The sequence below is a fragment of the Sphingomonas rubra genome, from assembly GCF_900115745.1.
Taxonomy (GTDB): Bacteria; Pseudomonadota; Alphaproteobacteria; order Sphingomonadales; family Sphingomonadaceae; genus Sphingomonas; species Sphingomonas rubra.
Map to the genome: position 1 here is coordinate 167,014 of NZ_FOXP01000001.1, position 24,847 is coordinate 191,860.

The following is a 24,847-nucleotide window of genomic DNA, read 5'->3' on the forward strand; positions in this document are numbered from 1 at the left end:
ACTCCTTACGTAGTTCACGGGGCAACGCGGGGCGTATGGCGGTGTTCCGCGGTTCGGCACGGGGTGCATCGGGCGCGACGAACCGCTAATCGAGCCGGATGGCCGCACCGATCCGCATTCTCCACCTTCACTCCTCCTTCGACCTGGGCGGCAAGGAGGCGCGGGCGGTTCAGCTGATGAACGCCTTCGGGAACCGCGCGCGGCACGTGATCGCGTCGGGAGCGCCGGAGGCCTTGGGCGCGCGGACGCGGATCGCGAAGGGGATCGATTACGAGATCGCGCAGGTGCCGCCGCCGCTCGCCGGCAAGCCCTCGGTCGCGCGGTACGAGGCGATCGCGCGGGCGATGCGTGGGTTCGACCTGGTGCTGACGTATAATTGGGGTGCGATCGACGGGGTGATGGCGCGGCGCGTATTTGGGAAGGATGCGCCGCCGCTGGTGCATCACGAGGACGGCTTTACCGGGGAGGAGGCGGCCGGGCTGAAGCTGGAACGCAACCTGTACCGCCGCTTCGCCCTGGGCGCCGCGCACGCGCTGGCCGTCCCGTCCGAGACGTTGGAGGCGATCGCGCTCCAGGCGTGGAAGCAGTCGCGGACGCGGGTGAGGCGGATCGCGAGCGGCATCCGCACCGACCTGTACACGGCGCAGCCGAAGAAGGGGGCGATCCCCGGTTTCGAGCGGCGCGAGGGCGAGGTGGTGATCGGCGCGGTGGCGGCGCTCACCCCGGCCAAGGACCTGGCGGCACTGGTGCGTGCGGCGGGTGGGCTGTCGGGCAAGTTCCGCCTGGTGATCGTCGGCGACGGGCCGGAGCGCGAGGCGATCGGCCGAGCGGCACAGGCAATGGGGATCGCCGACCGGCTGGTGATGCCGGGCGCGCTGCCGCGGCCGTACCAGTTCCTGCGCGCGTTCGACCTCCTCGCCCTGTCCTCGAAGAGCGAGCAGTTCCCGGTATCGGTGGTGGAGGCGATGGCGGCGGGGCTGCCGGTCGCGAGCCTGCCGGTCGGCGACGTCCGGCGCATGGTGTCGGCCGAGAACGCGCCCTTCGTCGCCGAATGGCCGACCGAGGTGCGGCTGCGCGACGTGATGCAGGCGCTGGTCAGCCATCCGGAGGTGCGCGCGCAGGTCGGCGCGGCCAACCGGGCCAAGGCGGTCGCGGAGTATGACGAGGCGACCATGGTGGCGCGCTACGCCGCACTCTACGAGGAGGCGATGGGGCGACCGGGCGTGCTGCGGGCGGGCTAATCCACCTTTCGCTCGCACGGGTGCATCCTTTCGCTATAGGGGGCGTAGATAGTTCCGAAAGGTGTGCACGTCCGTGTTCAAAGGTCTCTCCCCCGTCATGTACGCCGGCCGCGAGGTGTGGCCGCTGGTGGAGGGCGGCAAGGGCGTCGCCGCGACCAACCACGCATCGGCGGGTGCCTGGGCGGCGGCGGGCGGCATCGGCACGGTGTCGGCGGTCAATGCCGACAGCTACGACCCCGACGGCAAGATCATTCCGCAGATCTACCGAGAGCTGACCCGGCGCGCGCGCCACGAGGAGCTGATCCAGTACGCGATCGACGGCGCGGTCCAACAGGTGCAGCGCGCCTGGGACATCGCCGGCGGCAGGGGCGCGATCAACATCAACGTGCTGTGGGAGATGGGCGGCGCGCAGCGCGTGCTGCAAGGCGTGCTGGAGCGGACCCGCGGACTGGTCGCCGGCGTGACCTGCGGCGCGGGCATGCCGTACAAGCTGTCGGAGATCGCGGCGTCGTACAACGTCAACTACCTGCCGATCGTGTCGTCCGGCCGCGCGTTCCGGGCGTTGTGGAAGCGCGCCTATTCCAAGGTGGCCGACCTGCTGGGCGCGGTCGTCTACGAGGACCCGTGGCTGGCGGGCGGACATAACGGGCTGTCGAACGCCGAGGACCCGCTGAAGCCGGAGGACCCGTTCCCGCGCGTCAAGGCGCTGCGCGAGACGATGCGCGAGGGGGGCATCCCCGACACCACGCCGATCGTGATGGCCGGCGGCGTCTGGTACCTGCGCGACTGGAACGACTGGATCGACAATCCCGAGCTCGGCGCGATCATGTTCCAGTACGGCACCCGGCCGCTGCTGACGCGCGAGAGCCCGATCCCGGACGATTGGAAGAACCGGCTGATGGAGATCGAGGAGGGCGAGGTGCTGCTGCATCGCTTCTCGCCGACCGGCTTCTACTCCTCGGCGGTGCGCAATCCGTTCCTGCGCGCGCTGGAGGCGCGGTCGGACCGGCAGATCGCCTTTTCCACGCAGGAAGCGGGCGACCACGTGTTCCAGCTGGACGTCGGCGTGAAGGGCAAGAATTTCTGGGTGACGCGCGGCGACCTGCTGCGCGCGCGCGAGTGGTTCGGCCACGGCTTCACCGACGCGCTGAAGACGCCCGATAACACGCTGGTGTTCGTGTCGCCGGGCGAGAAGGCGGAGATCCGCAAGGACCAGGCGGATTGCATGGGCTGCCTGTCGCAGTGCCTGTTTTCCAGCTGGGCGGATACCGAGACCAACTCGACCGGGCGGCTGGCCGACCCACGCTCGTTCTGCATCCAGAAGACGTTGCAGGACATCGCGCACGGCGGCGACACCGAGCAGAATCTGATGTTCGCGGGGCATGCGGCGTATAATTTCAAGCGCGATCCGTTCTACTCGAACGGCTTCGTGCCGACGGTGAAGCAGTTGGTGGACCGCATCCTGACCGGGGATTGAGGTGATCGGGAGCGGACCGTTGCCCGCTCCCGTAACAGGATCAATCGAGGACCGTGCCGGCGACCGCGCCCGCGGTGCCGCCGACCGCCGCGCCCTTTTCGACGCTGCCGCCGGTCGCGGCGGCGATGCCGGCGCCACCCGCACCGCCGATCGCGGCGCCGCGCAGCGTGGAGCAGGCGGACATCAACGCGGCGGCGGCGACGAGGGCGGCGGACAACATGATCTTGTTCAAGGGGGGCACTCCTGTTTGCTTCGGGGGATGCCGCTGTAAAGATCATGTGGGAGTGATCGTTCCCACTATTTCACCCGCGTAACGCTTATGCCCATCCCTCCAGTACCTGGTCGGGTGGGCGGTGGCCGTCGGCCCAGGCGCGGATGTTGGCGATGACCTTCTCGCCGGACGCGACACGGCCCTCGTAGGTGGCGGAGCCCATGTGCGGGGTCATCACGACGTTGGGAAGCGCCAGCAGGCGCGGATCGATGCGCGGCTCGTGTTCCCACACATCGAGGCCGGCGCCGGCGAGGCGGCCGGCCTCCAGCGCGTCGACCAGCGCCTCCTCGTCGACGATGCCGCCGCGGCTGGCGTTGATGAGGAAGGCGTGCGGGCGGAGAAGGCCGAGGCGGCGGCGGTCGAGGAGGTCGCGGCTGTCGGCGTTGAGCGGCGTATGGATGGTGACGATGTCGGCCACGCCCAGCATCTCGTCAAGATCGGCGTGGAAGGTGGCGCCGAGCTGCGCCTCCAGCAACGCGGGCAGGCGGCGGCGGTTGTGGTAGCGGATGGCGAGGCCGAAGGCGCGCGCGCGCATCGCTACCGCCTGGCCGATGCGGCCCATGCCGACGATGCCGAGCGTCTTGCCGCCGATCCGGTGGCCGAGCATCCCGCCGGGGCTCCAGCCGTGCCACTCGCCCGAGCGCACGAGCTTCTCGCCCTCCGCCAGGCGGCGGGGGACGGAGACGATCAGCGCCATCGTCATGTCGGCGGTGTCCTCGGTCAGGACGCCGGGGGTGTTGGTGACGACGATGCCGCGCGCGCGGGCGGCGGGCAGGTCGATATGGTTCACGCCGGCGCCGAAATTGGCGAGGAGCTTCAGGCGCGAGCCGGCGGCCGCGATCAGGTCGGCGTCGATGGCGTCGGTGACGGTGGGGACGAGCACGTCGCAGTCGGCGACGGCGGCGCGCAGTTCGTCCGGGGACAGCTTGGTGTCGCCGGTGTGGAGCTCAGTGTCGAAGAGCGCCGCCATCCGCTCCATGATCCGGTCCGGCAGCTCGCGCGTGACGACCACGCGGGGGCGGGCGACGCGGGGGCGGGGCGCTGGGGACGGGGCTGCCATGACGCGTGGCTTGGCGGAGGCGGGCGGAAGCGTCAACGCTCGGCACGCGCGTCCGCGGCGTTGATCGCGAGTCGGGTTCGTGAGATTGCGGCGGCGGAAAAGGGGTTGGTCCATGCGTATCGCCATCATCGCACTCGCCGTCGCTGCCGCCGGCGCGGTCGCCGCCGACGTGGCGGCGCAGACGAAGCGGGCGGTGCCGTATTGGGCGTCGATCGGCGCGGGGCGCGCACGGATGCGGACGGGCCCGGCGCGCACCTATCCGGCGAGCTGGCTGTACCAGCGCGCCGACCTGCCGGTGCGGGTCGTCCAGGTGTTCAAGGAATGGCGCAAGGTGCAGGACCCGGACGGTACGGAGGGGTGGATGCAGGCCAATCTGCTGCGCGAAACGCGCACCGCCATCGTCCGCGCGGCCGAGCCGATCGCGCTGCGCGAGCAACCGTCGCCGCGCGCGGGGCTGGCCTGGCGGGCGGCGCCGGGCGTGGTGGGACGGCTGAGCCGGTGCGCGAACGGCTGGTGCCGGTTCGACGTGAAGGGGCAGGCCGGGTACGTGGAGATCGGCGGGCTGTGGGGCGTGAGCGCGGGCGAGGTGCTGCCCTGACGCCCGATCTTGCCGACACGTTGGCGAGAGTCGCGGACCTCATGGCCGCGGCGCGCGAGCCGTGGTGGGTGATCGGGAGCGCAGCGGTGGTGCTGCACGGCGGAACGACGGCGGTCGGTGACGTCGACATCTTGTTGTCGGTCGCCGACGCGGGGCTGATCGCTGCGGCGCTCGGGATCGTAGTCGGACCGGGTGGCGAACATCCGCTGTTCCGGTCGACGCTGTTCTTCGTGTGGAACGGAACGCCGCTCACGGTGGAGTTCATGGCGGGGTTCGCGGTCGGGCTAGTACGGATCGACATTCGGCGTTTTTCCACCCCGGCCAAGGCCGGGGTCCAGTCGGGAAGGTCGTGGAAGAGGTGCGACGACCTACCGTTCGCGTCTCCCAGCTGGACCCCGGCCTTCGCCGGGGTGGATGATGAGGCGGAGCGTTGAATGTCGATCCGGACTAAGGATGTGGAGCGGCTCGCCGTGCTGGGCTGAACCGCTGCCATCATCGTCATGCCGGGCTGGTCGCGGCATCCAGGGTTGCAGACGTGGCGCTGCTTGACCCTGGATGCCGAGACGGGCCCGGCATGACGGGAAGATCAGTCGACCAGTTCGACGGCCATGGCCGTGGCCTCGCCGCCGCCGATGCAGAGGCTCGCGAGACCGCGCTTCTTTCCGGCGCCCTCCAGGGCGGACAACAGCGTGGCGAGGACGCGGGTGCCGCTGGCGCCGATCGGGTGGCCGAGGGCGCAGGCGCCGCCATGGACGTTGATCTTGTCGTGCGGGATGTCGAGGTCGCGCATCGCGATCATCGCCACCACCGCGAACGCCTCGTTGACCTCGAACAGGTCGACGTCACCGACCGACCAGCCGGCCTTGTCGAGCGCCTTGCGGATCGCCGACACGGGGGCGGTGGTGAAACGCTCCGGCTCGTGCGCGTGGGCGGCGTGGCTGACGACACGGGCGATCGGCTTGAGGCCGAGGCGGTCCGCGACCGACTGGCGCGTCATCACCAGCGCGGCGGCGCCGTCGGAGATGGAGGAGGAATTGGCGGCGGTGATCGCGCCGTCCTTGGCAAAGGCGGCCTTCAGCGTCGGGATCTTGGCGACGTCGCCCTTGGCGGGCTGCTCGTCCTGCGACACCGTCACGGTGCCCTTGCGGGTCGAGACCTCGACGGGCACGATCTCGCGCTCGAACGAGCCATCCTTCTGCGCGCCCTGCGCCCGAGTGAGCGACTGGATGGCGTAGTCGTCCATCGCGCTGCGCGTGAACTGATATTCGCGGGCGATGTCCTCGGCGAAGGTACCCATCGCGCGGCCGGGCTCGTAGGCGTCTTCCAGCCCGTCGAGCATCATGTGGTCGTAGACGGTGTCGTGGCCGATGCGCGCGCCGGCGCGGTGCTTCTTGGAGAGGTAGGGTGCGCCCGTCATGCTCTCCATGCCGCCCGCGACGACGAGGTCGGCCGAGCCGGCGACCAGCGCGTCCGACGCCATGATCGCGGCCTGCATGCCCGATCCGCACATCTTGTTGAGCGTCGTTGCCTCGACGTGCGTGCCGAGGCCGGCGCCGATCGCCGCCTGGCGCGCGGGCGCCTGGCCGAGGCCGGCGGAGAGGACGTTGCCCATGTAGATCCGCTCCACGTCCTGCGCGTTGACGCCGGCGCGCTCCACCGCGCCCTTTACCGCGGCGGCACCGAGTTCGGTCGCGCTGACGCCGGCGAGCGCGCCCTGGAACGAGCCCATCGGCGTGCGCGCGTAGGACAGGATGACGACGGGATCGCGATCGGCGGGGGCGGTGGCCATGATAGTCCTCTCCGGTTGGCTTGCTGCAATGCAATGTAGAGCCGGTGACGGCGTTTGGCAAAGCCGCTAGGGAAGGGGAATGGACAGCGCCGCCGGCATCGTCGCATGGACCGCCTCCGTATCCACGGTGCATGAGCCGGTCGCCTGGGCGCTGGCCCTGGGATTGCTGGGCGCGATCGCGGGAAGCTTTCTGGCGGCATTGGTGGTGCGCTGGCCCGAGGAACGATCGGTGATGCGCGGGCGATCGGCCTGCGACGCGTGCGGGCGGACGCTGGGCCCGGCCGAGCTGGTGCCGCTGCTGAGCGCGCTCGTCAGCCGCGGGCGGTGCCGCGGCTGCGGCGAGGCGATCGATCCGGTGCATAGCGCGATCGAGGCGGCGGCGGTGGCGGTGGGTGCGGCATCGGGATGGCTGGCGCCCGGCGTCGCGGGCGTGGGCGGCGCGCTGTTCGGGTGGTTGCTCGTCGCGCTGGCGGTGCTCGACTGGCGGCATTTCTGGTTGCCCGACCGGCTGGTCGCGGTGCTGGCGCTGGGGGGACTCGGCTTCGGGCTGGCGGGGGTCGCGCCGGCGCTGCCCGACCGGCTGATCGGTGGCGCGGGCGGGTTCCTGCTGCTGTGGGGCATCGCGGCGGGCTATCGATGGTGGCGCGGGCGCGAGGGGATGGGCGGCGGCGATCCCAAGCTGTTCGGTGCGGTGGGGCTGTGGCTCGGCTGGCGGCTGCTGCCGGCGGTGCTGCTGGTGGCGGGACTGATCGGCCTCGGCATCGTCGCGTGGCGGGCGGCGACGGGCCGGGGGGTGGCGGCGGACGATGCACTGCCGCTCGGCACGCTGATCGCGGCGGCGGCTTACCCCGGCTGGGCGATGATGGTAGGGGTGGCGCCGTGATGCTGAGCCTTCTCCTCCTCCAGGCCGCGGTGCCGATGCTGGGCGCGCTGGACCGGCAGGCGCTGCCGGCACGCGGGTGCGCCGCTTACCTGTGGAACCCGACCGATCGATCGTTCGCGGCGATGGCGGGGGCGGACCCGGCCAATCTGCGCGTGAAGCTCGACAGCAAGGTGGTCGACCTGCCGCGCGTCGCACAGGTCGGGCAGGGCGGGTACGGACTGGCGACGACGACCAGTTACCAGGCGGGGCCGCTGGCGGCGACGCTGACCATGACGGTGGCGGCGCGCGACGACCTGACCGCGGGCGCGATGGTGCCGCAGGCGACGCTGACGCTGCGCCGCCCGGGATCGGACGAGCTGGTGCAGCCGCTCGCCGGGCTGATCGGATGCGCGACAAATCCGTAACGTATCGCTGCCAGTAGAGGCGGGCGACGCGAAACCTTTTAGTCGGTCGCGAGTTGCAAAGCCTTGTCGCGGAAGAACCACCAACGGGTCTCCGCGGCGCCAAGGGGGATCACGTTGAGCCGTTCTGCCATCGATCGTCGTCGACATTACTGGCTCGCCGTCGCCCTTCTCAGCGCCTCGCCCTCGTTGGCGCAGCTTTCCCGGCCGGGCACGGCGCCTGCCAAGGGGCCGGATGCGCCGCGGCCGACGCCCACGCCCGGCGCGACCCCATCGGCGGTCGAGGGGGACCCGAACGGCAACGCGCCGATCGTGCCGGAGGCGGAGTTCGATGCCGCGCTGCCGCCGCTGTCGTCCGACATCAACGCGCCGCTGGAGCCGATGCCGAACACAGGGCAGGCTCCCGCGCCGTTGACGCCGCCGGCCAGCGGCGCGCCGATCGCGCCGGGCGACACGCTCGGCCCGGTGTCGCCGGACGATCCGCAGATGGCCCAGCCGCTGCCGCCGCTCGCCAGTTTCGATACCACGCCGTTGCAGACGGTGGTGGTCGCCAATCCCGAACAGCCCGACGTGCGGTACGAGACCAAGGTGGCGGGATTGGAGCCGCTTGATCTCGACGCGCAGTTCAAGTCACTGTCGGCGCTGCGTGAGGGGGACGGCAAGGCTGCCAACACGACGCAGATCGCCGCGCGCGCCAGGGAGGACGAGGCGCTGGCGGTGCGGCTGATGAAGTCGCTCGGCTATTACGACGCGACGGCGCTGTCGCTGGTCGAGCCGGTCACGGGCGACACGGGACGTTACCGCGCGACGGTGACGGCGACGCCGGGGCGGCTCTACACCTTGTCGTCGGTGACGGTGCAGGCGCCCCCGGTGGTGCCGGAAGATCTGATCCGCCGCAACCTGCCCTTGAAGGTAGGCGACCCGATCGAGGCCGCACGCATCCAGGGCGCGGAGGCGAACGTCGCGCTGGTACTGCCGCAGCAGGGCTATCCCTTCGTCACGATCGGCGAGCGGGACATCCTGCTGGAGGATCAGGCGCCCAAGCCGGTCGGCGCCTATACGCTGCCGGTGACGCCGGGGCCGCGATCGTCGTTCGGGCGGCTGACGACGACGGGCGACCAAGTGTTCGGGCTCGATCACCTCAACGTCTTCCCGCGCTTCGAGCAGGGGCAGCTGTACGATCGGCGGATGCAGGACGATCTGCGCGACGCGCTGGTCGCGACCGGGCTGTTCTCCGGCGTCGCGGTGGAGCCGCAGCGGACCGGGCGGCCGGGGCCGGACGGGACCGAGGAAGTCGACCTGCTCGTCCGCCAGACCAAGGGGCCGCCGCGCACGCTGGCGGCGACGGGCGGCTACTCGACCGGGCAGGGCGTCCGCGTCGAGGGGAGCTGGCAGCACCGCAACCTGTTCCCCGACGAGGGCGCGCTGATCGCGACGGTGGTCGCGGGCACGCAGGAACAGGGCGCGGGCGCGACCTTCCGCCGTTCCAACGCCGGACGGCGCGACCGGACCTTCCAGATCATCGCCAATGCCAGTCGGCAGAGGTACGACGCGTTCGAGGCGTTCACCGGCACGCTGTCGATGCGGTGGAGCTACGATTCGACGCCGATCTGGCAGAAGCCGCTGACCTACGCCTACGGCGTCGAGCTGATCGGCACCAACGAGCAGACGTACGACTTCGGCGCCGGGCGACGGCGGCGGGCGACCTACGGCATCGCCGCGCTGCCGGGACAAGTGGTGTTCGACCGGTCCGACAGCCTGCTCAACCCGACGACGGGGTACCGGCTGAAGCTAAACGTCAGCCCGGAAACGTCGGTGCGCGGGGCGGTGCGGCCGTACGTGCGCACCATGGCGGAGGGCACGGCCTATTACCCGATCAACCCCAGCCTGGTGATCGCCGGGCGGGTGCGGGTTGGATCGATCCAGGGGATCGACCGCGACGATCTGGCGCCGTCGCGGCGCTATTACGGCGGCGGCGGCGGATCGGTGCGCGGCTACGGCTTCCAGCGGCTGGGACCGTTCGATCCGGACGGTAATCCGGTCGGCGGACGTAGCGTCAACGAGTTCGCGCTGGAGGCGCGGTATCGCTTCGGCGATTACGGCATCGTGCCGTTCATCGACGCGGGCAACAGTTACGAGAACAAGCTGCCGACCTTCTCCGCCCTGCGCTACGGCGCAGGCATCGGCGGGCGCTTCTACACCAATTTCGGGCCGATGCGCGTCGACGTGGCGACGCCGCTCAATCCCCGACCCGGAGACGGCAAGATCGCGCTCTACATCTCCATCGGGCAGGCGTTCTGATGCCGACCGACGACATCAACGCGGGCGAGCACGCCAGCGCCGTCCGCGTCGCGGGCCGCCCGCTGTGGCAGCGCATCCTGAAATGGCTGGGGCTGGCGGTGCTCGGCCTCGTCGTGCTGGTGCTGGCCGTGCTGTTCGGCATCAACACCGATCCGGGCCGCCGCTTCGTCGCCGATCAGATCGGCGGCTATACCACCGCCTCGGGCCTCAACATCCAGGTCGGGCGGATCGACGGATCGCTGTACGGTCGGATGACGCTATCCAACCTGCGCGTCAGCGATCCCACCGGCGTGTTCCTCGACAGCCCGCGTCTGGAGGTCGACTGGCGACCGTTTGCCTACGTCCGCAATCACGTCGACGTGCGCGAGCTGACGGCAGAGCAGGTCAATCTGCGGCGGCGGCCGGTGTTGAAGGAAACGCCGAGCGATCCCAACGCGCCGCTGCTCCCCGATCTGGACATCGACGTCGATCGGCTGCGGATCGGTCGATTCGCGATGGCCGCACCGGTGACGGGGCAGGCGCACGTGCTGTCGATCGACGGGCAGGTCCATATCGCCGACCGGCGCGCGCAGCTGGTGGCGAACGCGCAGGCGCTGCGCGGCGCCGGGATCGCGGGCGGCGACCGGCTGGTGCTGCGCCTGGACGCGGTGCCGGATCGCGACAAGCTCGACGTCGACGTCAAGTTGCAGGCGCCGGTCGGCGGCCTGGTCGCGTCGATGGCGGGGCTGAAGGCACCGCTGGCGGTCAGCGTCGACGGCGGCGGCGGCTGGAAGAACTGGGTCGGGCGCGCGCGGGCGACGCTGGGCGGCGGTGAGTTGGCCAATCTGGGCGTGACGTCGCGCAACGGGCATATCAAGGTGCGCGGGCTGACCCGGCCGGGCCTGTACCTGGAAGGGCCGGTCGAACGGCTGACCGCTCCGGCCCTGCAGGTGGCGATCGACACGACGCTGAACGAGCGTCGCGCGGACACGCGAATGAAACTGCGCTCCGATGCGCTGATCGTCGATGCGGGCGGGCTGCTCGACCTCGCGGCCAGTCGCTTCGGCAATTTCGCGATCGACGCGCAGCTGCTGACGCCCGGCGCGATCGCTCCCAACCTCTCGGGGAACGACGTGCGGGCGCGCGTGGTGCTCGACGGCGCGTTCGCCACGCCGACGGTGAACTACAAGATCTCCGCCCGGCGACTGGCGTTCGGCGAGATGGGCGTCGACAACCTCTATGCCGAGGGACTGGCGCGGGTGGATAGCGACCGCATCCTGGTGCCGGTAAAGGCGCGGGCGCGGCGGGTGACGGGGCTGAATGCCGCCGTCGGCGGCCTCGCCAACAATGTCAGGATCGAGGGCGACTTCGCCATCTCGATGCCGAACATCCTGTCCGATAACCTGCGCATCCGTTCCGACAACGTCGATGCGACCGCCATCGTCGTCGCGAACGTGCAGACCGGGCGGTACACCGGCGCGCTGAAGGGGCGGATCAACAACTACCGCATCGATTCGATCGGCATCGTCAACTTGTCCACCGACGCGAAGCTGGTGCCGGGGCCGAACGGCGGCTTCGGCATCACCGGGCGCGTGGTGGCGCAGACGACGCAGCTGTTCAACGACGGCGCGCGCAGCTTCCTGGGCGGCAACGCGGTGGTGCGCGCCGATATAGGCTACAGCCTGGAAGGGATCGTCAGCTTCCGCAACCTGCGCCTCAACGCGCCGCAATTCCGCGTGACGCGGGGCGAGGGGCGTTTCGATCCGCGGACGGGCGGCGTGCTGGTGTCGGCGGACGCCTTCTCCAGCCAGTACGGGCCATTGTCGGCGCGTGTCACGGGATCGGCGACCAACCCGGTCGTGGTGCTGCGCGCGCCGCGCCCGGGTGTCGGCGTCGGGCTGACGAACCTGAACGCGCGCGTGGTCGGGCGCGGCGGTGCCTATGCGGTGACGGCCAGTGGCGACACGAGCTACGGCCCGTTCACCGCCAACGTGCTGGTGCGACCGAGCGGACAGCTGAGCGTCGACGTGCGCCGGGTGGTGTTCGCCGGGATCGTGGCCAATGGCCGGATCGTGCAGACCGCGGCGGGGCCATTCGCGGGCGCGCTGTCGTTCAACGGGCGCGGCATCACCGGTCGGGCGCGGCTGGCGGATCAGGGTGGCTTTCAGCGCGCGGACATCGCGGCGCGCGCGTACAACGCCACGATCCCCGGCCAGGTCGATTTCACGATCGGTCGCGCGATCGTCGACGCGAGCGTGGTGTTGTTGCCGGACGCGCCGCGGGTCGTCGCCGACGTCCAGCTGGGTGACACGCGCTACGGTCCCACGGTGATCCAGGCGGCGCGCGCCAAGGTCAACTATGTCGGCGGGCGTGGCACGGCGCAGGCGCTGCTGACCGGATCGAGCGGTTTGCCGTTCCGGGTCGCGCTGAACGCGCGGCTGTCGCCCGACAACTATCTGGTCGCGCTGCAAGGCATGGCCAACAACATCGCCTTCCGCACGGTCAATCCGGCGCGGGTACGGGTGGTGGGCGGCGCGTATCGGCTGGCACCGACGCGCGTCGATTTCGGCGGCGCGAACGGTGGCTCGCTGCGGCTGGCCGGCAGCTTCGGCGGTGCCACGGAGGTGCAGGCGCGGCTCGACCGGCTGGACCTGTCGATCCTGTCGGCGTTCGTGCCCAGCCTGGACGTGACGGGGACGGCGACCGGCAGCCTCGACTATGCGCAGGCGTCCGCCGCGGCCTTCCCGACCGCGACGGCGCGGCTGACGATGAACCAGTTCCGCCGCACCGGACTGGCGGCCGTGTCGACCCCGGTCGACGTGGTGTTCGCGGGCAATCTCGGCCGCGACGGCGGCGAGGCGCGGGCCTTGGTCAAGAGCGGGCAGTCGGTCGTCGGCCGGTTGCTGGCGACGTTGCGGCCGGTCGCCGCGGGTGGCGGATCATGGTCGGAACGGCTGTTTGCGGCGCCGCTCGGGGGTGGCATCCGCTACAACGGGCCGTCGTCGCTGCTGTTCTCGTTCGCGGCGCTGCCCAACCAGCAGCTGACCGGACCGATCGCGCTCGCCGCCGACTTCTCGGGAACGGTGAACGCGCCGCGGCTGAACGGGCTGATCCGCGCCGACAACCTCACCTACGACAACGAGACGTACGGCACGCGCTTGTCGCGGATGCGGCTGGCGGCACGGTTCAACAACGACCGGCTGGAGGTGACGACGCTCAGCGCCAGAGCGGGCGAGGGTACGGTGCAGGCGCAGGGAAGCGTCGGGCTGGCGGCGGCGTCGGGCTATCCGATCGATCTGACGGCGCGGCTGGACAACGCCCGTCTCGCCAACAGCGACGCGCTGGCGGCGACGACGAGCGGCACGGTGCGGGTGACCAAGAACGCGCAGGGCGGTCTCATCCAAGGCAACCTGACCGTCCCCAACGCACGGTACGAGATCATCCGTCAGGGTCAGGCCGAAGTGCCGGAGTTGACCGGCGTGCGTCGTCGCAGCGAAATCCGCGTCGCGCGGCCGACCGATCGGCCGGCCCCCGCGCCGGACCCGTCGATGGGCGTGTTCAAGCTCGACCTGCGGGTACGTGCCGACAACCAGCTGTTCGTGTCCGGCATGGGGCTCGAATCGGAATGGGAAATGGACCTGCGGATCGGCGGCACGTCCGCCGCGCCGCAGATCACCGGCGGGCTAGACCTGGTGCGCGGCACCTACTCGTTCGCGGGCAAGCGGTTCGACGTGAACCGCGGCACCATCCGCTTCCGCGGCGGCGCGCTCACCGATCCCGACATCAACATCCAGGCGACGACGACCACGACGGGTACGAGCCCGATCACGGTGGTCATCAACGTCACGGGGACGGGACAGCGACCGCAGATCGCCTTCACCTCGACACCGGCGCTGCCGCAGGACGAGGTGCTGAGCCGGCTGCTGTTCGGGACCAATCCGGAGAATCTGTCGGCGACCGAGGCGATCCAGCTCGCCTCCGCGCTGAACTCCTTGCGCGGCTCGGGCGGGGGGCTCAACCCACTGGGCAAGCTGCGCTCGGCGACGGGGTTCGACCGGTTGCGCGTGCTCGGCGCCGACGAGGCGAGCGGGCGGGGGACCAGCCTAGCGGCCGGCAAGTACCTGACCGACGACATCTACGTCGAGATCGTCACCGACGCGCGCGGCTTCACCGCCACGCAGCTGGAGATCGCGTTAACGCGGGCGCTGAGCCTGCTCACCTCGGCCGGGTCGTTCGGCGGTTCGAACGCGAGCCTTCGTTACTCGAAGGATTATTGAGCCCGACAGGCAGGCGCGACTAGTCCAAACGAAAGCGGACCAGTGCCGGGGCACTGGTCCGCTCGCATGTGTCGCCGAACGATCGCGTGGTGCGACCTAGCAGGGTCGCGAGCGAGGCGGCCGGCGCCTCGCTGGATCAGCAGGGGCGAATATTGTTGCCGTAGATCAGCGAGAGGATGAACTTGATCATGATAATCTCCCTCGAAAGCGCCTCGTTGGACGCGTCGCCGATCTTAACGAGATGTTAACTGCGGGCAATATGGTTATTGCGGTGTTCACCGTTTTCGGTCGTTAACGGTATTTTCACGGCAGGGGATTAGCCGCGAAGGGGATGACCGAGCCTCTTCGACGTCCCGCAACGCTCACGGCCCGCGGTATCGCCGCACCGTGGCGCTTTATGGTGATGATCGAGATCGCGAATTACGCGATGCTCAGGCGCCACGTCGGCGCGCGTCGAGCAGAGACGCTGACGAGTGACATCGTCGCGACACTCACGGCGATGGAGCCAAGTATCGACGCGCGGGCGGCGGGGCGAGACAGAGTCGAACTAGAGATCGCCGCTGAGTCCCGAGGGGCGCTGGACGATCTGCTCGCCGATTTCGGAACGCTGTTCGCCGAGCCGTTGACCTTCGATGCGGAGCCCTATCTCGTCGAGGTTACTTTGGGTGCTGCTGCGGCGGCGGCGGGAGAATGCGACGAGGTACGTTTGCTGGAGGAGGCGGAGCACGCCCTGGCCGAGGCTCGCAGCGAGCGTCGAGCTGTCGTGCGCGATGCGACACGGACGAGCGCAACCATCGACCGCATCGCGCTCGCGCGCGAACTTCCTGCGGCGATCCAGAACAATGAGCTGTTCCTGCAGTATCAGCCCAAGCTGCACGTCCGCCAGCACAAGGTGGGCAGCCTGGAGGCGCTGATCCGCTGGCGCCATCCCGTGCGTGGACTGGTGCTGCCGGGTGATTTTATCCCGCTTGCCGAGCAGTCGCGCGACATCGGGCCGCTGACGCTGTGGACCATCCGCCAGGTGATCGAGGATCAGCGGCGCCTCGCAGAGGCTGGATTTGACCTCCGCGTCTTCATCAACATCGCTGGCGTGTTGCTGACCGACACCGCTTTCGTTCGACAGGCATGTGCCCTGATCGAGGCGAGCGGCGCGACTATGGGGTTCGAGATCACCGAAACATCGGTAATCCGCGATCCGCAGAGCGCGATCGCGCACCTCAACGTGTTCGCCGACATTGGCATCGTCATCGCCATCGACGATTACGGGGCCGGGCTTTCGTCGCTCGCTTATCTGAAGCAGCTGCCCGCGCGCGAACTCAAGATCGACAAGCTGTTCGTGACGCAGCTGACCAGCTCCAATCGTGACCCGCTGATCGTCCGGTCGACGATCGATTTGGCGCATGCGTTGGAGATGGAGGTAGTGGCGGAGGGAGTGGAGACGCCTGCGGCATTGGCGCTGCTGTCAGTCATGGGTTGCGACATGGTTCAAGGCTTTCTGATCAGTCGGCCCGTCTGTCTCGACGCGATCATCACTTTCTTGCGCGAGCAAGCGAAGGGTACGCGCACCATAGAGCCCTCCGCGATGATCCAGCAATTGCGGCGTGGCTGGGTGAGAGGGTGATCGGCCGCACGTCCGCCTTCGCGGCCCTGATATTTTATTTCTTAGCGAACCCAGCATGGGCTGCGTCAACAACCACCAATCCGGTATTGGAACGAGCCAAGCGGACGATGCTTGTCGACCCGAACGGCGCAATGGCACTGGCGAGGAGCGTAAAAGCATCAGCCGCATCGATCCGTGATCGCCAACAGCGTGCCTTGCTTGTTGCCGATGCTGAACGTGTCCTAGCGGAATGTGCGTTACGCTTAGACAACTATGCCGAGGCACAACAACGAATTGCCAAATCAATCGATCACCTGAATAAGGCTGGTGGATCGGTAAAGTTGATGGCGGAAGCGCTTCTGACGCGAGGTGGCGTAGATGCTGGTACCGGGCGAGTGGCTTCAGCTCTGTCCGACTACCAAGCTGCATTCAGGGGCTTTCGGCGGCTGGGTGACGATCGCAGCCAAGCCATCGCCTTATCGCTCATTGCCATTCTGTACAACGATGCGCGGGACAACGTTTCAGCTCTAAGGTATCTAACGCAAGCTGCGGATCTTGCGAGGAAAGATGAGAGGTTGGCAGTGGTTATTGCTAATAACCGTGGCAACGCCTTGCAGGATCTTGACCGCCATGAAGAAGCGGAAAATGTCTTTTTACAAGCTGAAGGTCTAGCGAGCCATTTTCAGGGAAAGCTTCTTCTTGCTCAAATACAAGGAAACATGGCTAGAAACCGCTTGGTAGCAGGAGAATTAGACAACGCGGAACATACGATTGCACAGGCCATGGCGCTGACTGGGCAGGGCGAAGCAGCCGTATGGCGCCCCGTGCTGCTGGCCATAGCCGCAGAGGCGGCGTTGCGTCGACGCCATCTATCGTCAGCCGAACAGCTGATCGGAAAAAGCTTCGCGGGGGTCGACCTTAGGAAGACGACCATCAACAGTCGCGCGGCACATGACACCGCTTACCGCACGTATAAAGCCCTGAGTCGCCCCGCCGAGGCCCTGGTACATCTGATCGCGCTGAAGCGGCTCGACGACGAGGCGACCAAGCTGGCGACGAATACGAGCACGGCGCTGATGGGCGCGCGGTTCGACTTCGCCAACCAGGAACTGCGGATCGCCAGGCTGCGCGCGGAGGAACTGCGCCGCAGTGTCGTGGTGGAGCAGGAGAAGACCCGGTTCGAGCGGCTGATCTTCCTGATCGTGGCCGGGGCGACCGCAGCGATCATCGCGCTGCTCGGCTGGCTGCTGTTCACCATTCGCCGCAGCCGCGATACGATCCGGACGGCGAACGAGGGGTTGGCGGTGACCAACGCGGCGCTCGGCAAGGCGCTGGCCGCCAAGACCGAGTTTCTCGCCACCACCAGCCACGAGATCAGAACGCCGCTCAACGGCATCCTGGGGATGACGCAGGTGATGCTTGCCGATCGCGCGCTGGCGCCCGACGTGCGCGAGCGGCTGGGCATCGTCCATACCGCCGGCGCGACGATGCGGACGCTGGTCGACGACATCCTGGACGTCGCCAAGATGGAGACGGGCAAGCTCACCATCGATCACGCGCCGTTCGACCTGTGCACGACGTTGAGGGCTGCGACGCCGATGTGGGCGGCGCAGTGCGACGCCAAGGGCCTGACCTTCGCGGCGCACCTGGACGACTGCCCGAACCTGGTGAACGGCGATGCGGCGCGGCTTCGGCAGATCGTGTTCAACCTGCTTGCCAATGCCGTGAAGTTCACGGCGGAAGGCGGCATCACGCTCGCGGTAAGACCGGACCGAGCGGCGGGAATGGTCGAGATCGCCGTCACGGACACTGGCATCGGGATCGAGCCCGCGCAGCAGACGGCTATCTTCGAGGCGTTCCGTCAGGCGGATGCGAGCACCACGCGGCGGTTCGGCGGCACCGGGCTGGGCCTGTCGATCTCGCGCAATCTGGCCGAGGCGATGGGGGGCAGCGTCCGGGTCGAGAGCGTGCCGGGACAGGGCGCCACCTTCACCTTGACGCTGCCGCTGATCGAGCTGGTGACGACGCCGACGCGCGTGGAACCGGTCTCGGTCGCTGCTTGCGAGCTGCTGGTGCTCGATCGCAACCCGATCTCGCGCGCGATGATGCGGTCGCTGTTGTCGGAGCAGGTACCGCACATCGCGTTCGTCGGCAGCGAGGAGGAGGCCGTTGCGAGGATGCAGGCCGATCGCGCCGCGCTGCTGCTGATCGACGATGCGACGATCGCGGGCGACGCGCACGCGGCAGCCCGCATCGCGGGCGCCGCACGTCGGGCGGGCACGCGCACCATCCTCTTATGGCCGCGAGATCGGCACGACGAACATGATGCCTTGCACGCGGCGGGGATCGACCAAGTCATCGTTCGTCCGTTTCGCGGTGAAACGTTAATGCAGGCGATCGGATCGCTTCGAGCGGCGCTTGTGCCGGAGGCAGCATGATCGCTAAACGTCCGGCATGAGACCGTGCGTTCCGCTACGTCACCGCCGATCGGCGGGCTGAGCCATGGACGTATTGTTCATCGAGGACGATCGCATGAATCGCCGCGTGGTGCGCGACATGCTGGATGTCGCCGGCGCCACCATGATCGAGGCGGAGGATGCGGAAACCGGCCTGCACCTGATCGACGAGCGCGACTTCGCGATCGTGCTGGTCGACCTGCGCATGCCGGGGATGGACGGGATTACCGCGATCCGGCTGATCCGGGCGAGACCCGACGCGCGGGCACAGGTTCCGGTGATCGTGGTCACCGCAGACACTGCCCCCGATCTGCACGCACGCTGCCTGGAAGCCGGGGCCGACGCGGTGATCTTCAAGCCCGTCGCCATGGAGGCGCTGTTTGAGGCGATGGGCCAGGTGCTCGCCCGCGGTGCGCGCGAGGGCGGGCTGATCGGCTAGCGCGGTAGCAGCGCCTGGGCGAGGGAAGTGCCGCCGCTGCCCCGCCGCGCGGGCTGAGGCTGCGACGGATCGGGTGCCCAGCCGGTGAGAAAGATCAGATCGATCCGCTCGCGGGTGCGTCCGTCGGATTCGGCGGCGACGGCGAAGCTCTGCGCGGCACGACCCAGCGCCCCGCGCGTCAGAGGTGCGCGATCGCGGAGCAGGTTGGTCGCGGCCGAGCCGCGCAGGTCGCGGAACAGCGCCCCTAGATCGGCGTATCCCACCCGCAGCGTCTCGCCATCGGCAACGGGCAGCGCGAAGCCGGCGCGGACGAGCAGGTCGCCGGCGGAGCGCACGTCGATCTGCGGGTGGAGGCGAGCCGCCGGGCGGTCAGCATCGCCGTCGCGCAAGGCGTGGCGCAGATGGGGAAGCGAGCCGGCGCCGACCAGGGCCGCCAGGAAGAGCCCATCGGGGCGGAGCACGCGGCGGGCGAGCGCCAGCGCGCCAGGCACGTCGTCGATCTGGTCGAGCACGCCGGCGCTGACGACCAGGTCGAAGCTGGCGTCGGCGAAGGGCAGGCGGTCCTCGTCGGCCTGAACGCCTTGGACGGCGGCGGCGAAGCGATACCCCGCGTCCATGCGGGCGACGCGGGCGCCGGGCGGTGCCACGAACCCACCATCGAAACAGCCGAGATCGAGCACGTCGACGAACTGCCGCTTCACGCTGGCGAGACGTTCCGCGATGCCGTCGAGCATCACGGCGCGAACGAAGTCGTGGGCGGCATAGTCGGCGGCGGCACGATCGCGGCGCAGACGCCGTGCGGCGCGGTCGAAGATCGCGGGAGCGTCCATGTGCGGGGCTTGTGCCGGGGTCGGCGGCAGGGGACAAGCCCGACGTGCCCGGTTCCGTTTCCCAGTTGCTGCGACAGGTGGTCGCCTACGCGCTGCCGCCGCGGTGCGCCGGATGCGGTGAGCCGGTGGCGGAGGACCATCAGTTCTGCGGCGCCTGCTGGTCGGGCATGCGCTTCCTGGGGCCGCCCTGGTGCGCGGGATGCCGGCTGCCCTTCGCCTTTCACCGTGGCGAGGAGGCGCGCTGTGCCGCGTGCCTCTCCGCGCCGCCGCGGCACGCCGGGGTGCACGCCGCGGTCGCTTACGGCGACACGGCGGCGGCGCTGGCCGTGCGGTTGAAGCACGGTGGACGGATCGCGTTGGCCGAGACGATGGCGCGGTCGATGGCCCGGTGGATGCCGGCGGATGCGGAGTTGCTGGTGCCGGTGCCGCTCCATCGCTGGCGGCTGTGGACGCGCGGCTTCAACCAGGCGGCGCTAATCGCGGACGCGCTGTCGCGGCGGACGGGCGTGCCGCGGGATCACCGGCTGCTGGTGCGGGTTCGGCGAACGCGGCTGCTGCGTGGCCTGGGGCGGCGGGCACGCGCGCGGACGGTGGCGGGGGCGTTCGCGGTGGAGGCGGCCGGGCGCGCCGCGGTGCGGGGCAGGCGGATCGTGCTGGTCGACGACGTCTACACGACCGGCGCGACCGCCGATGGCTGCGTGCGGGCGCTGCGCCGGGCGGGTGCGGCATCGGTGACGATCCTGTGCTGGGCACGGGTGCTGCCGGAGACCGCGGATTGACAAGGCGGCCGTCCGTCCACACTTCGCCGTGCATGGCGACCGTTGAAATCTACACCAAGGCGTTCTGTCCCTATTGCACGCGCGCGATGCGGCTGTTGGCGTCGAAGGGCGTCTCGCCGGACGAGATCGACATCACCATGGGCGGTCCGCGCCGCGGCGAGATGATCGAGCGGGCGGGCGGGCGCACCACCGTGCCGCAGGTCTTCATCGACGGGCGGCATATCGGCGGGTCGGACGATCTGGCGGCGCTCGACGCGCGCGGGGGGCTGGACCCGTTGCTGACGGCGTGAAGATCGCGCTGTTGCAGATGACCGCAGGGATCGACCCGCGGGCGAACGCCGCCACGCTGAAGGCGGCGGTGCGGGCGGCCGCGGCGAATGGCGCCGCGATGTTGTTCACGCCGGAAATGTCGGGGCTGATCGACCGTGACCGCGCGCGGGCGGCGGCGTCAATCACGCGCGAGGAGGACGATCCGGTGCTGCGCGCGGTACGCGACGCCGCGGCGGAGGCGGGCCTGTGGGTGCAGCTCGGGTCACTGGCGGTCCGCCGGGCGGACGGCCGCTTGGCCAATCGCGGCTTCGTCATCGACGATAGCGGCAACGTCCGGGCACGATACGACAAGATGCACCTGTTCGACGTCGACCTGCCCACGGGCGAGCGCTGGCGGGAATCGGACAGCTATGCGCCGGGCGAGCAGGCGGTGGTCGCGGAGACGCCGATCGGACGCATCGGGCTGTCGATCTGCTACGATCTGCGCTTTCCCGATCTCTACGGCACGATGAGCAACGCGGGGGCGACGCTGCTGTCGGTGCCCGCTGCCTTTACCCGGCCGACCGGAGCGGCGCATTGGCACGTGCTGCTGCGCGCCCGTGCGATCGAGACGGGGTGCTTCGTCGTCGCCGCGGCGCAGACCGGCGTGCACGAGGATGGCCGCGAGACGTACGGTCGCTCGCTGGTGGTCGATCCCTGGGGCGAGGTGCTGCTCGACATGGGGGAGGAGCCGGGCCTGGGCTACGCGACGCTTGATCCGGCCGTGCTTGCCACCGTCCGGGCGCGGGTGCCGGTGCTCGCGCATCGCCGCGCCATCCCGCCGATCGCGTCGTGATCGTCTTCGACCTCCGCTGCGGCGACGGCCATGTGTTCGAGGCGTGGTTCGCATCCGGCGCAGCCTATGACGAGCAGCGCACGGCCAAGCTGCTCGCCTGCCCGATCTGCGGGGCAGACGATATCAACAAGGCGGTGATGGCGCCGGCGGTTCCGACCAAGGGCAATCGGCAGCCGTCGCCCGCGGCGATGAAGCAGATGATCGGTGCCCTCGCCGCGGCGCAGGCGAAGGTGCTCTCGGGCTCGGAGTGGGTCGGCAGCGGCTTCGCGTCGCGGGCGCGCGCGATGCATGCCGGCGACGAGCCGCACGCGACGATCCACGGCCAGGCGACGCGCGAGGAGGCGCGTGCCCTGATCGACGATGGTGTTCCGGTCGCGCCGCTGCCGCTGCCGGTGGTGCCGCCCAAACAGGTCAACTGATCCGGCTGCCACACGCCGACGGATTATTCTGGCGTCGATGGAGATGGTGGCCCCGGAGGGACTCGAACCCCCGACCTCTCGTTTAGGAAACGCTTGCTCTATCCGGCTGAGCTACGGAGCCACGGCGGCTGTTTAGGGCGGCAATCGCGCCCCGTCAGCCACTTTTTCCCTGGCGGTCGGGGCGCGGAATCGTTCCTCCGTTCAGCGGGCGGCCACCGCGCGCTGGTCGACCGGCACGACCGGCAGCCAGACGCGGCTCGGCGTCGTACCGCCGCGTTCCACGGTGATCGTCGCGGGACGGTAATCCTCCTTCTTCGCCAGGAAGATGTTGGGCACGTAGGTCTGCGGGTTGCGATCGTAGAGCGGGAACTGGCTCGACTGGACCTGTACCATGATGCGGTGACCAGGCTGGAAGACGTGGTTCACGGTCGGCAGGCGGAAGCGGTATTCCTGCACCTTGTTCGCCGGGATCGCCGACGGCTTGGCGAAGCTGTTCCGGTAGCGGCCGCGGAAAATGTCCTGCGAGATCGCGAGCTGATAGCCGCCCATCTTGGGATCGGTGGCGTTCTCGGCTGGGGCGACGTCGATCACCTTGACGACGAAGTCGCCGTCCGTGCCGGTGGTGCGCGCGAACAGGTCGGCGATCGGCGCGCCTGACACGCGGACGGCATCGGTCAGGACGGGCGTCTGATAGGTCAGGACGTCGGGGCGTCCGTCGACGCCGCGCTGGTCGCTGACCAGCCAGTCGCCCCAGCGCCCGTCCTCGAAATTCACCGGCCGCGGCAAATGCGGGACCGGCTTGGCGGGGTCGGAGACGTAGCGGTCGCTGCCGCGCGCAGGGGTGGCGAAACCGAGGCCGCCGGCCGCGTCGAAATAGATGGGCTTGAGCGGCGCGGCGCAGCCCTGCTCGCAGGCGAGCGGCCAGGTGGTCAGGCGATCCCAGTGGTTCTCGCCCGTGTTGTAGATCGCGACCTGCGGCAGTCGGGCGGGCGGGCCGTCCTTCAGATACTGGTCGAACAGCGGCAGGACCATGCGCTCGCGGAACTGCTGCGCGGTGTCGCCGTCCCACTGGAACGGGCCCAGGCTGCGGCCCTCGCGATTGACCTGGCTGTGCCGCCACGGACCCATGACGAGGAAGTTGTTGCCGAGCTTGCCCTTGGCCTTGAGCGCCTCCCACGCGGTGATCGCGCCGTACATGTCCTCCTGGTCCCATAGGCCCTGTTCCCAGATGGTCGGGACGTTGGACGGGTTGGCGGCGAGAAGCTTGTCGAGCGCCTGCCCCTGCCAGAAGCCGTCATAGGCGGGGTGCGAGACCATGCGCTGCCAGTAGGGAAGCTGATCGTAGCCCGACTTCTTCGCCCAGGCACCGGCCGAGCCGACCTCGCGGAAATTGTCGTAATCGTCCCAGCCGCCGGTCGGCGGGGCGGCGCCCGCCCCCTTGTAGCCGGTCTGGCTGCCGAGCCAGGCGATGTTGGCGAGGCGGAAGGCGCCGTGGTGGAACCAGTCGTCACCCATCCAGCCGTCGATCATCGGGCTCTCGGGCGCGGCGACCTTGAGCGCGGGGTGGGGGGCGAGCAGCGCCATGGCGACGGTGAAGCCTTCGTACGAGCTGCCGATCATGCCGACACGGCCGTTCGACTCGGGCAGGTTCGCCTTGTTCACCAGCCAGTCGATCGTGTCATACGCGTCGGTGACGTGATCGACCTTGGTCGGATTGAGCGGGCCGACGACCGGCCGCGTCACGACGTAATCGCCCTCCGACCCGTATTTGCCGCGGATGTCCTGGTAGACGCGGATATAGCCGCCGCGCACGAACATCTCGTCGGCGAGCGGCAGCGTCGCGAGCATGCTGGCGCTGTCGGTGCGGGTGGCACGCCCCTTGGCGTTGTAGGGCGTGCGGGTGAGCACGATCGGGGCGTTGGTCGCCCCCTTGGGCACGACGATGACTGTGTAGAGCCGCGTGCCGTCGCGCATCGGGATCATCGCCACGCGCTTGTCGTAATCGTTCTGCGCGGTCGGTGGCGTGAACTTCTGCGGCACGTCGCCGCCGGTCGCCTCCGCGCGAACCGCCGAGTCCTTGGGGGCGGGCTGCTGCGCCAAGGCGGGGGTGAGCGCGACGAGCGAGGCGGCAAGGCAGAGGATCGGCTTCATGGGACGGCTACTCCGGACAGGATGACCGAATCCTAGCGCGCCCGTGCCGCCGCCGAAAGCGCCGTGTTACAAGGTTACACGATCAGTCGTAGCGGCGCAGGATGCCCGATAGCTTGCCCTGGATGCGGACCTGCTGGGGAGCGTAGCGCTGGGGATCGTAGGAGCGATTGGCGGGGTCGAGCCGGACCATCGCGCCCTCTCGGCGGAAATATTTGAGGGTCGCCTCCGCCTCCTCGATCAGCGCCACGACGATCTCCCCGTCGCGCGCCGTCTCGGTGCGGCGGACAAGGGCGTAGTCGCCGTCGAGGATACCGGCCTCGACCATCGAGTCGCCGGCGACCTCCAACGCGTAATGCTCCCCCTGGCCGAGCAGCGCGGCGGGAACGGCGAGCATCGCCGAGCCCTCGAACGCCTCGATCGGCACGCCGGCGGCGATGCGCCCGTGCAGCGGAATGTCGACCACGTCGTTGGCGGGCTCGCGCACGGGGGCGGGCGCCGGTTTGACGTTCGCCTTGGCCGGCTTCTTCTCGGCCCGTTCGGGCATCCGCAGCACTTCGAGCGCGCGGGCGCGGTTGGGCAGGCGGCGGATGAACTGGCGCTCCTCCAACGCGGAGATGAGACGGTGGACCCCCGACTTGGACTTGAGGTCGAGCGCCTCCTTCATCTCCTCGAACGAAGGGGAGACGCCGGTCTCGGCGAGCCGGTCGTTGATGAAGCACACCAGTTCGTGCTGCTTGCGGGTGAGCATAAACGGTCCTCCGTCGGGAACAGACTGGGAACCGATATGGAAC

21 protein-coding genes and 1 tRNA gene are annotated in these 24,847 nt (G+C 69.3%); 15 read left to right on the forward strand and 7 right to left on the reverse strand.

The genetic code is table 11. The features are described 5' to 3' along the window. The first annotated feature begins 98 nt into the window (after window positions 1–98). Both BM145_RS00870 and BM145_RS00875 read left to right on the forward strand, forming a co-directional pair. The gene (locus BM145_RS00870; RefSeq protein ID WP_093330105.1) at window positions 99–1,241 is read left to right on the forward strand and encodes a glycosyltransferase; all 1,143 of its coding nucleotides are present in this window, start codon (window positions 99–101) and stop codon (window positions 1,239–1,241) included. A 73-nt stretch (window positions 1,242–1,314) separates the two neighbouring features. Then, window positions 1,315–2,718: an NAD(P)H-dependent flavin oxidoreductase gene (locus BM145_RS00875; protein ID WP_093330795.1), complete on the forward strand. Its 1,404-nt coding sequence runs from the start codon at window positions 1,315–1,317 to the stop codon at window positions 2,716–2,718. A 40-nt stretch (window positions 2,719–2,758) separates the two neighbouring features. Here the strand turns inward: BM145_RS00875 and BM145_RS00880 are convergent, their stop codons facing one another. Then, complete coding sequence (locus BM145_RS00880; RefSeq protein ID WP_245738986.1) at window positions 2,759–2,950, reverse strand: hypothetical protein; 192 nt, start codon at window positions 2,948–2,950, stop codon at window positions 2,759–2,761. A gap of 85 nt (window positions 2,951–3,035) precedes the next feature. Beyond that, on the reverse strand, window positions 3,036–4,049 hold the full coding sequence (locus BM145_RS00885) for a 2-hydroxyacid dehydrogenase (protein WP_093330108.1): 1,014 nt from the start codon (window positions 4,047–4,049) through the stop codon (window positions 3,036–3,038). Window positions 4,050–4,161: 112 nt separating this feature from the next. Between BM145_RS00885 and BM145_RS00890 the strand changes: the two genes are divergently transcribed. Further along, entirely contained in the window at window positions 4,162–4,647 is a 486-nt protein-coding gene (locus BM145_RS00890) for an SH3 domain-containing protein (protein ID WP_093330110.1), read from the forward strand. 20 nt (window positions 4,648–4,667) lie between these two features. Then, window positions 4,668–5,081, forward strand: coding sequence for a hypothetical protein (locus BM145_RS00895; RefSeq protein WP_143090070.1), 414 nt, complete (start codon window positions 4,668–4,670; stop codon window positions 5,079–5,081). A gap of 152 nt (window positions 5,082–5,233) precedes the next feature. Here the strand turns inward: BM145_RS00895 and BM145_RS00900 are convergent, their stop codons facing one another. After that, the gene (locus tag BM145_RS00900) at window positions 5,234–6,436 is read right to left on the reverse strand and encodes an acetyl-CoA C-acyltransferase (RefSeq protein WP_093330116.1); all 1,203 of its coding nucleotides are present in this window, start codon (window positions 6,434–6,436) and stop codon (window positions 5,234–5,236) included. Between the two features lie 79 nt (window positions 6,437–6,515). Between BM145_RS00900 and BM145_RS00905 the strand changes: the two genes are divergently transcribed. The 7 genes from BM145_RS00905 to BM145_RS00935 all read left to right on the forward strand — a co-directional run bounded on the left by BM145_RS00905 (window position 6,516) and on the right by BM145_RS00935 (window position 18,772). Continuing rightward, window positions 6,516–7,319 carry a prepilin peptidase gene (locus BM145_RS00905; protein ID WP_093330117.1) on the forward strand — a complete coding sequence of 268 codons (804 nt, stop codon included), beginning with the start codon at window positions 6,516–6,518 and terminating at the stop codon, window positions 7,317–7,319. Then, window positions 7,319–7,723 (forward strand): hypothetical protein, encoded by a 405-nt coding sequence (locus BM145_RS00910; protein ID WP_093330120.1) that lies wholly within the window; start codon window positions 7,319–7,321, stop codon window positions 7,721–7,723. The genes BM145_RS00905 and BM145_RS00910 overlap by 1 nt, the downstream gene beginning before the upstream one ends. Before the next feature lie 114 nt (window positions 7,724–7,837). After that, the gene (locus tag BM145_RS00915) at window positions 7,838–10,021 is read left to right on the forward strand and encodes a BamA/TamA family outer membrane protein (RefSeq protein WP_245738987.1); all 2,184 of its coding nucleotides are present in this window, start codon (window positions 7,838–7,840) and stop codon (window positions 10,019–10,021) included. After that, on the forward strand, window positions 10,021–14,277 hold the full coding sequence (locus BM145_RS00920; protein ID WP_093330122.1) for a translocation/assembly module TamB domain-containing protein: 4,257 nt from the start codon (window positions 10,021–10,023) through the stop codon (window positions 14,275–14,277). Before BM145_RS00915 ends, BM145_RS00920 begins: the two co-directional genes overlap by 1 nt. Before the next feature lie 403 nt (window positions 14,278–14,680). Then, window positions 14,681–15,898 (forward strand): EAL domain-containing protein, encoded by a 1,218-nt coding sequence (locus tag BM145_RS00925; RefSeq protein WP_093330801.1) that lies wholly within the window; start codon window positions 14,681–14,683, stop codon window positions 15,896–15,898. Beyond that, the gene (locus BM145_RS00930; RefSeq protein WP_143090071.1) at window positions 15,895–18,315 is read left to right on the forward strand and encodes an ATP-binding protein; all 2,421 of its coding nucleotides are present in this window, start codon (window positions 15,895–15,897) and stop codon (window positions 18,313–18,315) included. The genes BM145_RS00925 and BM145_RS00930 overlap by 4 nt, the downstream gene beginning before the upstream one ends. Window positions 18,316–18,379: 64 nt before the next feature. Continuing rightward, on the forward strand, window positions 18,380–18,772 hold the full coding sequence (locus BM145_RS00935) for a response regulator (protein WP_093330127.1): 393 nt from the start codon (window positions 18,380–18,382) through the stop codon (window positions 18,770–18,772). On the opposite strand, the gene BM145_RS00940 is transcribed toward BM145_RS00935, so the two are convergent. Continuing rightward, window positions 18,769–19,602, reverse strand: coding sequence for a class I SAM-dependent methyltransferase (locus BM145_RS00940; protein WP_093330129.1), 834 nt, complete (start codon window positions 19,600–19,602; stop codon window positions 18,769–18,771). The two genes, BM145_RS00935 and BM145_RS00940, sit on opposite strands and share 4 nt — an antisense overlap. A 44-nt stretch (window positions 19,603–19,646) precedes the next feature. Here BM145_RS00940 and BM145_RS00945 point away from each other — a divergent pair, with 44 nt between their 5' ends. The 4 genes from BM145_RS00945 to BM145_RS00960 are packed head-to-tail and all read left to right on the forward strand — an operon-like array spanning window position 19,647 to window position 21,905. Then, window positions 19,647–20,381 (forward strand): ComF family protein, encoded by a 735-nt coding sequence (locus tag BM145_RS00945; RefSeq protein WP_093330803.1) that lies wholly within the window; start codon window positions 19,647–19,649, stop codon window positions 20,379–20,381. Window positions 20,382–20,413: 32 nt separating this feature from the next. Then, a complete protein-coding gene (grxC, locus tag BM145_RS00950; protein ID WP_093330130.1) occupies window positions 20,414–20,671 on the forward strand; it encodes a glutaredoxin 3 in 258 nt (85 codons plus the stop codon). Then, window positions 20,668–21,486, forward strand: coding sequence for a carbon-nitrogen hydrolase family protein (locus BM145_RS00955; protein WP_093330133.1), 819 nt, complete (start codon window positions 20,668–20,670; stop codon window positions 21,484–21,486). The genes grxC and BM145_RS00955 overlap by 4 nt, the downstream gene beginning before the upstream one ends. Then, on the forward strand, window positions 21,483–21,905 hold the full coding sequence (locus BM145_RS00960) for a DUF1178 family protein (RefSeq protein ID WP_093330135.1): 423 nt from the start codon (window positions 21,483–21,485) through the stop codon (window positions 21,903–21,905). Before BM145_RS00955 ends, BM145_RS00960 begins: the two co-directional genes overlap by 4 nt. A gap of 44 nt (window positions 21,906–21,949) precedes the next feature. On the opposite strand, the gene BM145_RS00965 is transcribed toward BM145_RS00960, so the two are convergent. The 3 genes from BM145_RS00965 to lexA all read right to left on the reverse strand — a co-directional run bounded on the left by BM145_RS00965 (window position 21,950) and on the right by lexA (window position 24,804). After that, window positions 21,950–22,026 (reverse strand) — tRNA-Arg (locus tag BM145_RS00965). Window positions 22,027–22,106: 80 nt separating this feature from the next. Then, complete coding sequence (locus BM145_RS00970; RefSeq protein ID WP_093330137.1) at window positions 22,107–24,056, reverse strand: CocE/NonD family hydrolase; 1,950 nt, start codon at window positions 24,054–24,056, stop codon at window positions 22,107–22,109. A gap of 82 nt (window positions 24,057–24,138) precedes the next feature. Further along, a complete protein-coding gene (gene lexA / locus BM145_RS00975) occupies window positions 24,139–24,804 on the reverse strand; it encodes a transcriptional repressor LexA (RefSeq protein ID WP_093330139.1) in 666 nt (221 codons plus the stop codon). Window positions 24,805–24,847 lie beyond the last annotated feature (43 nt).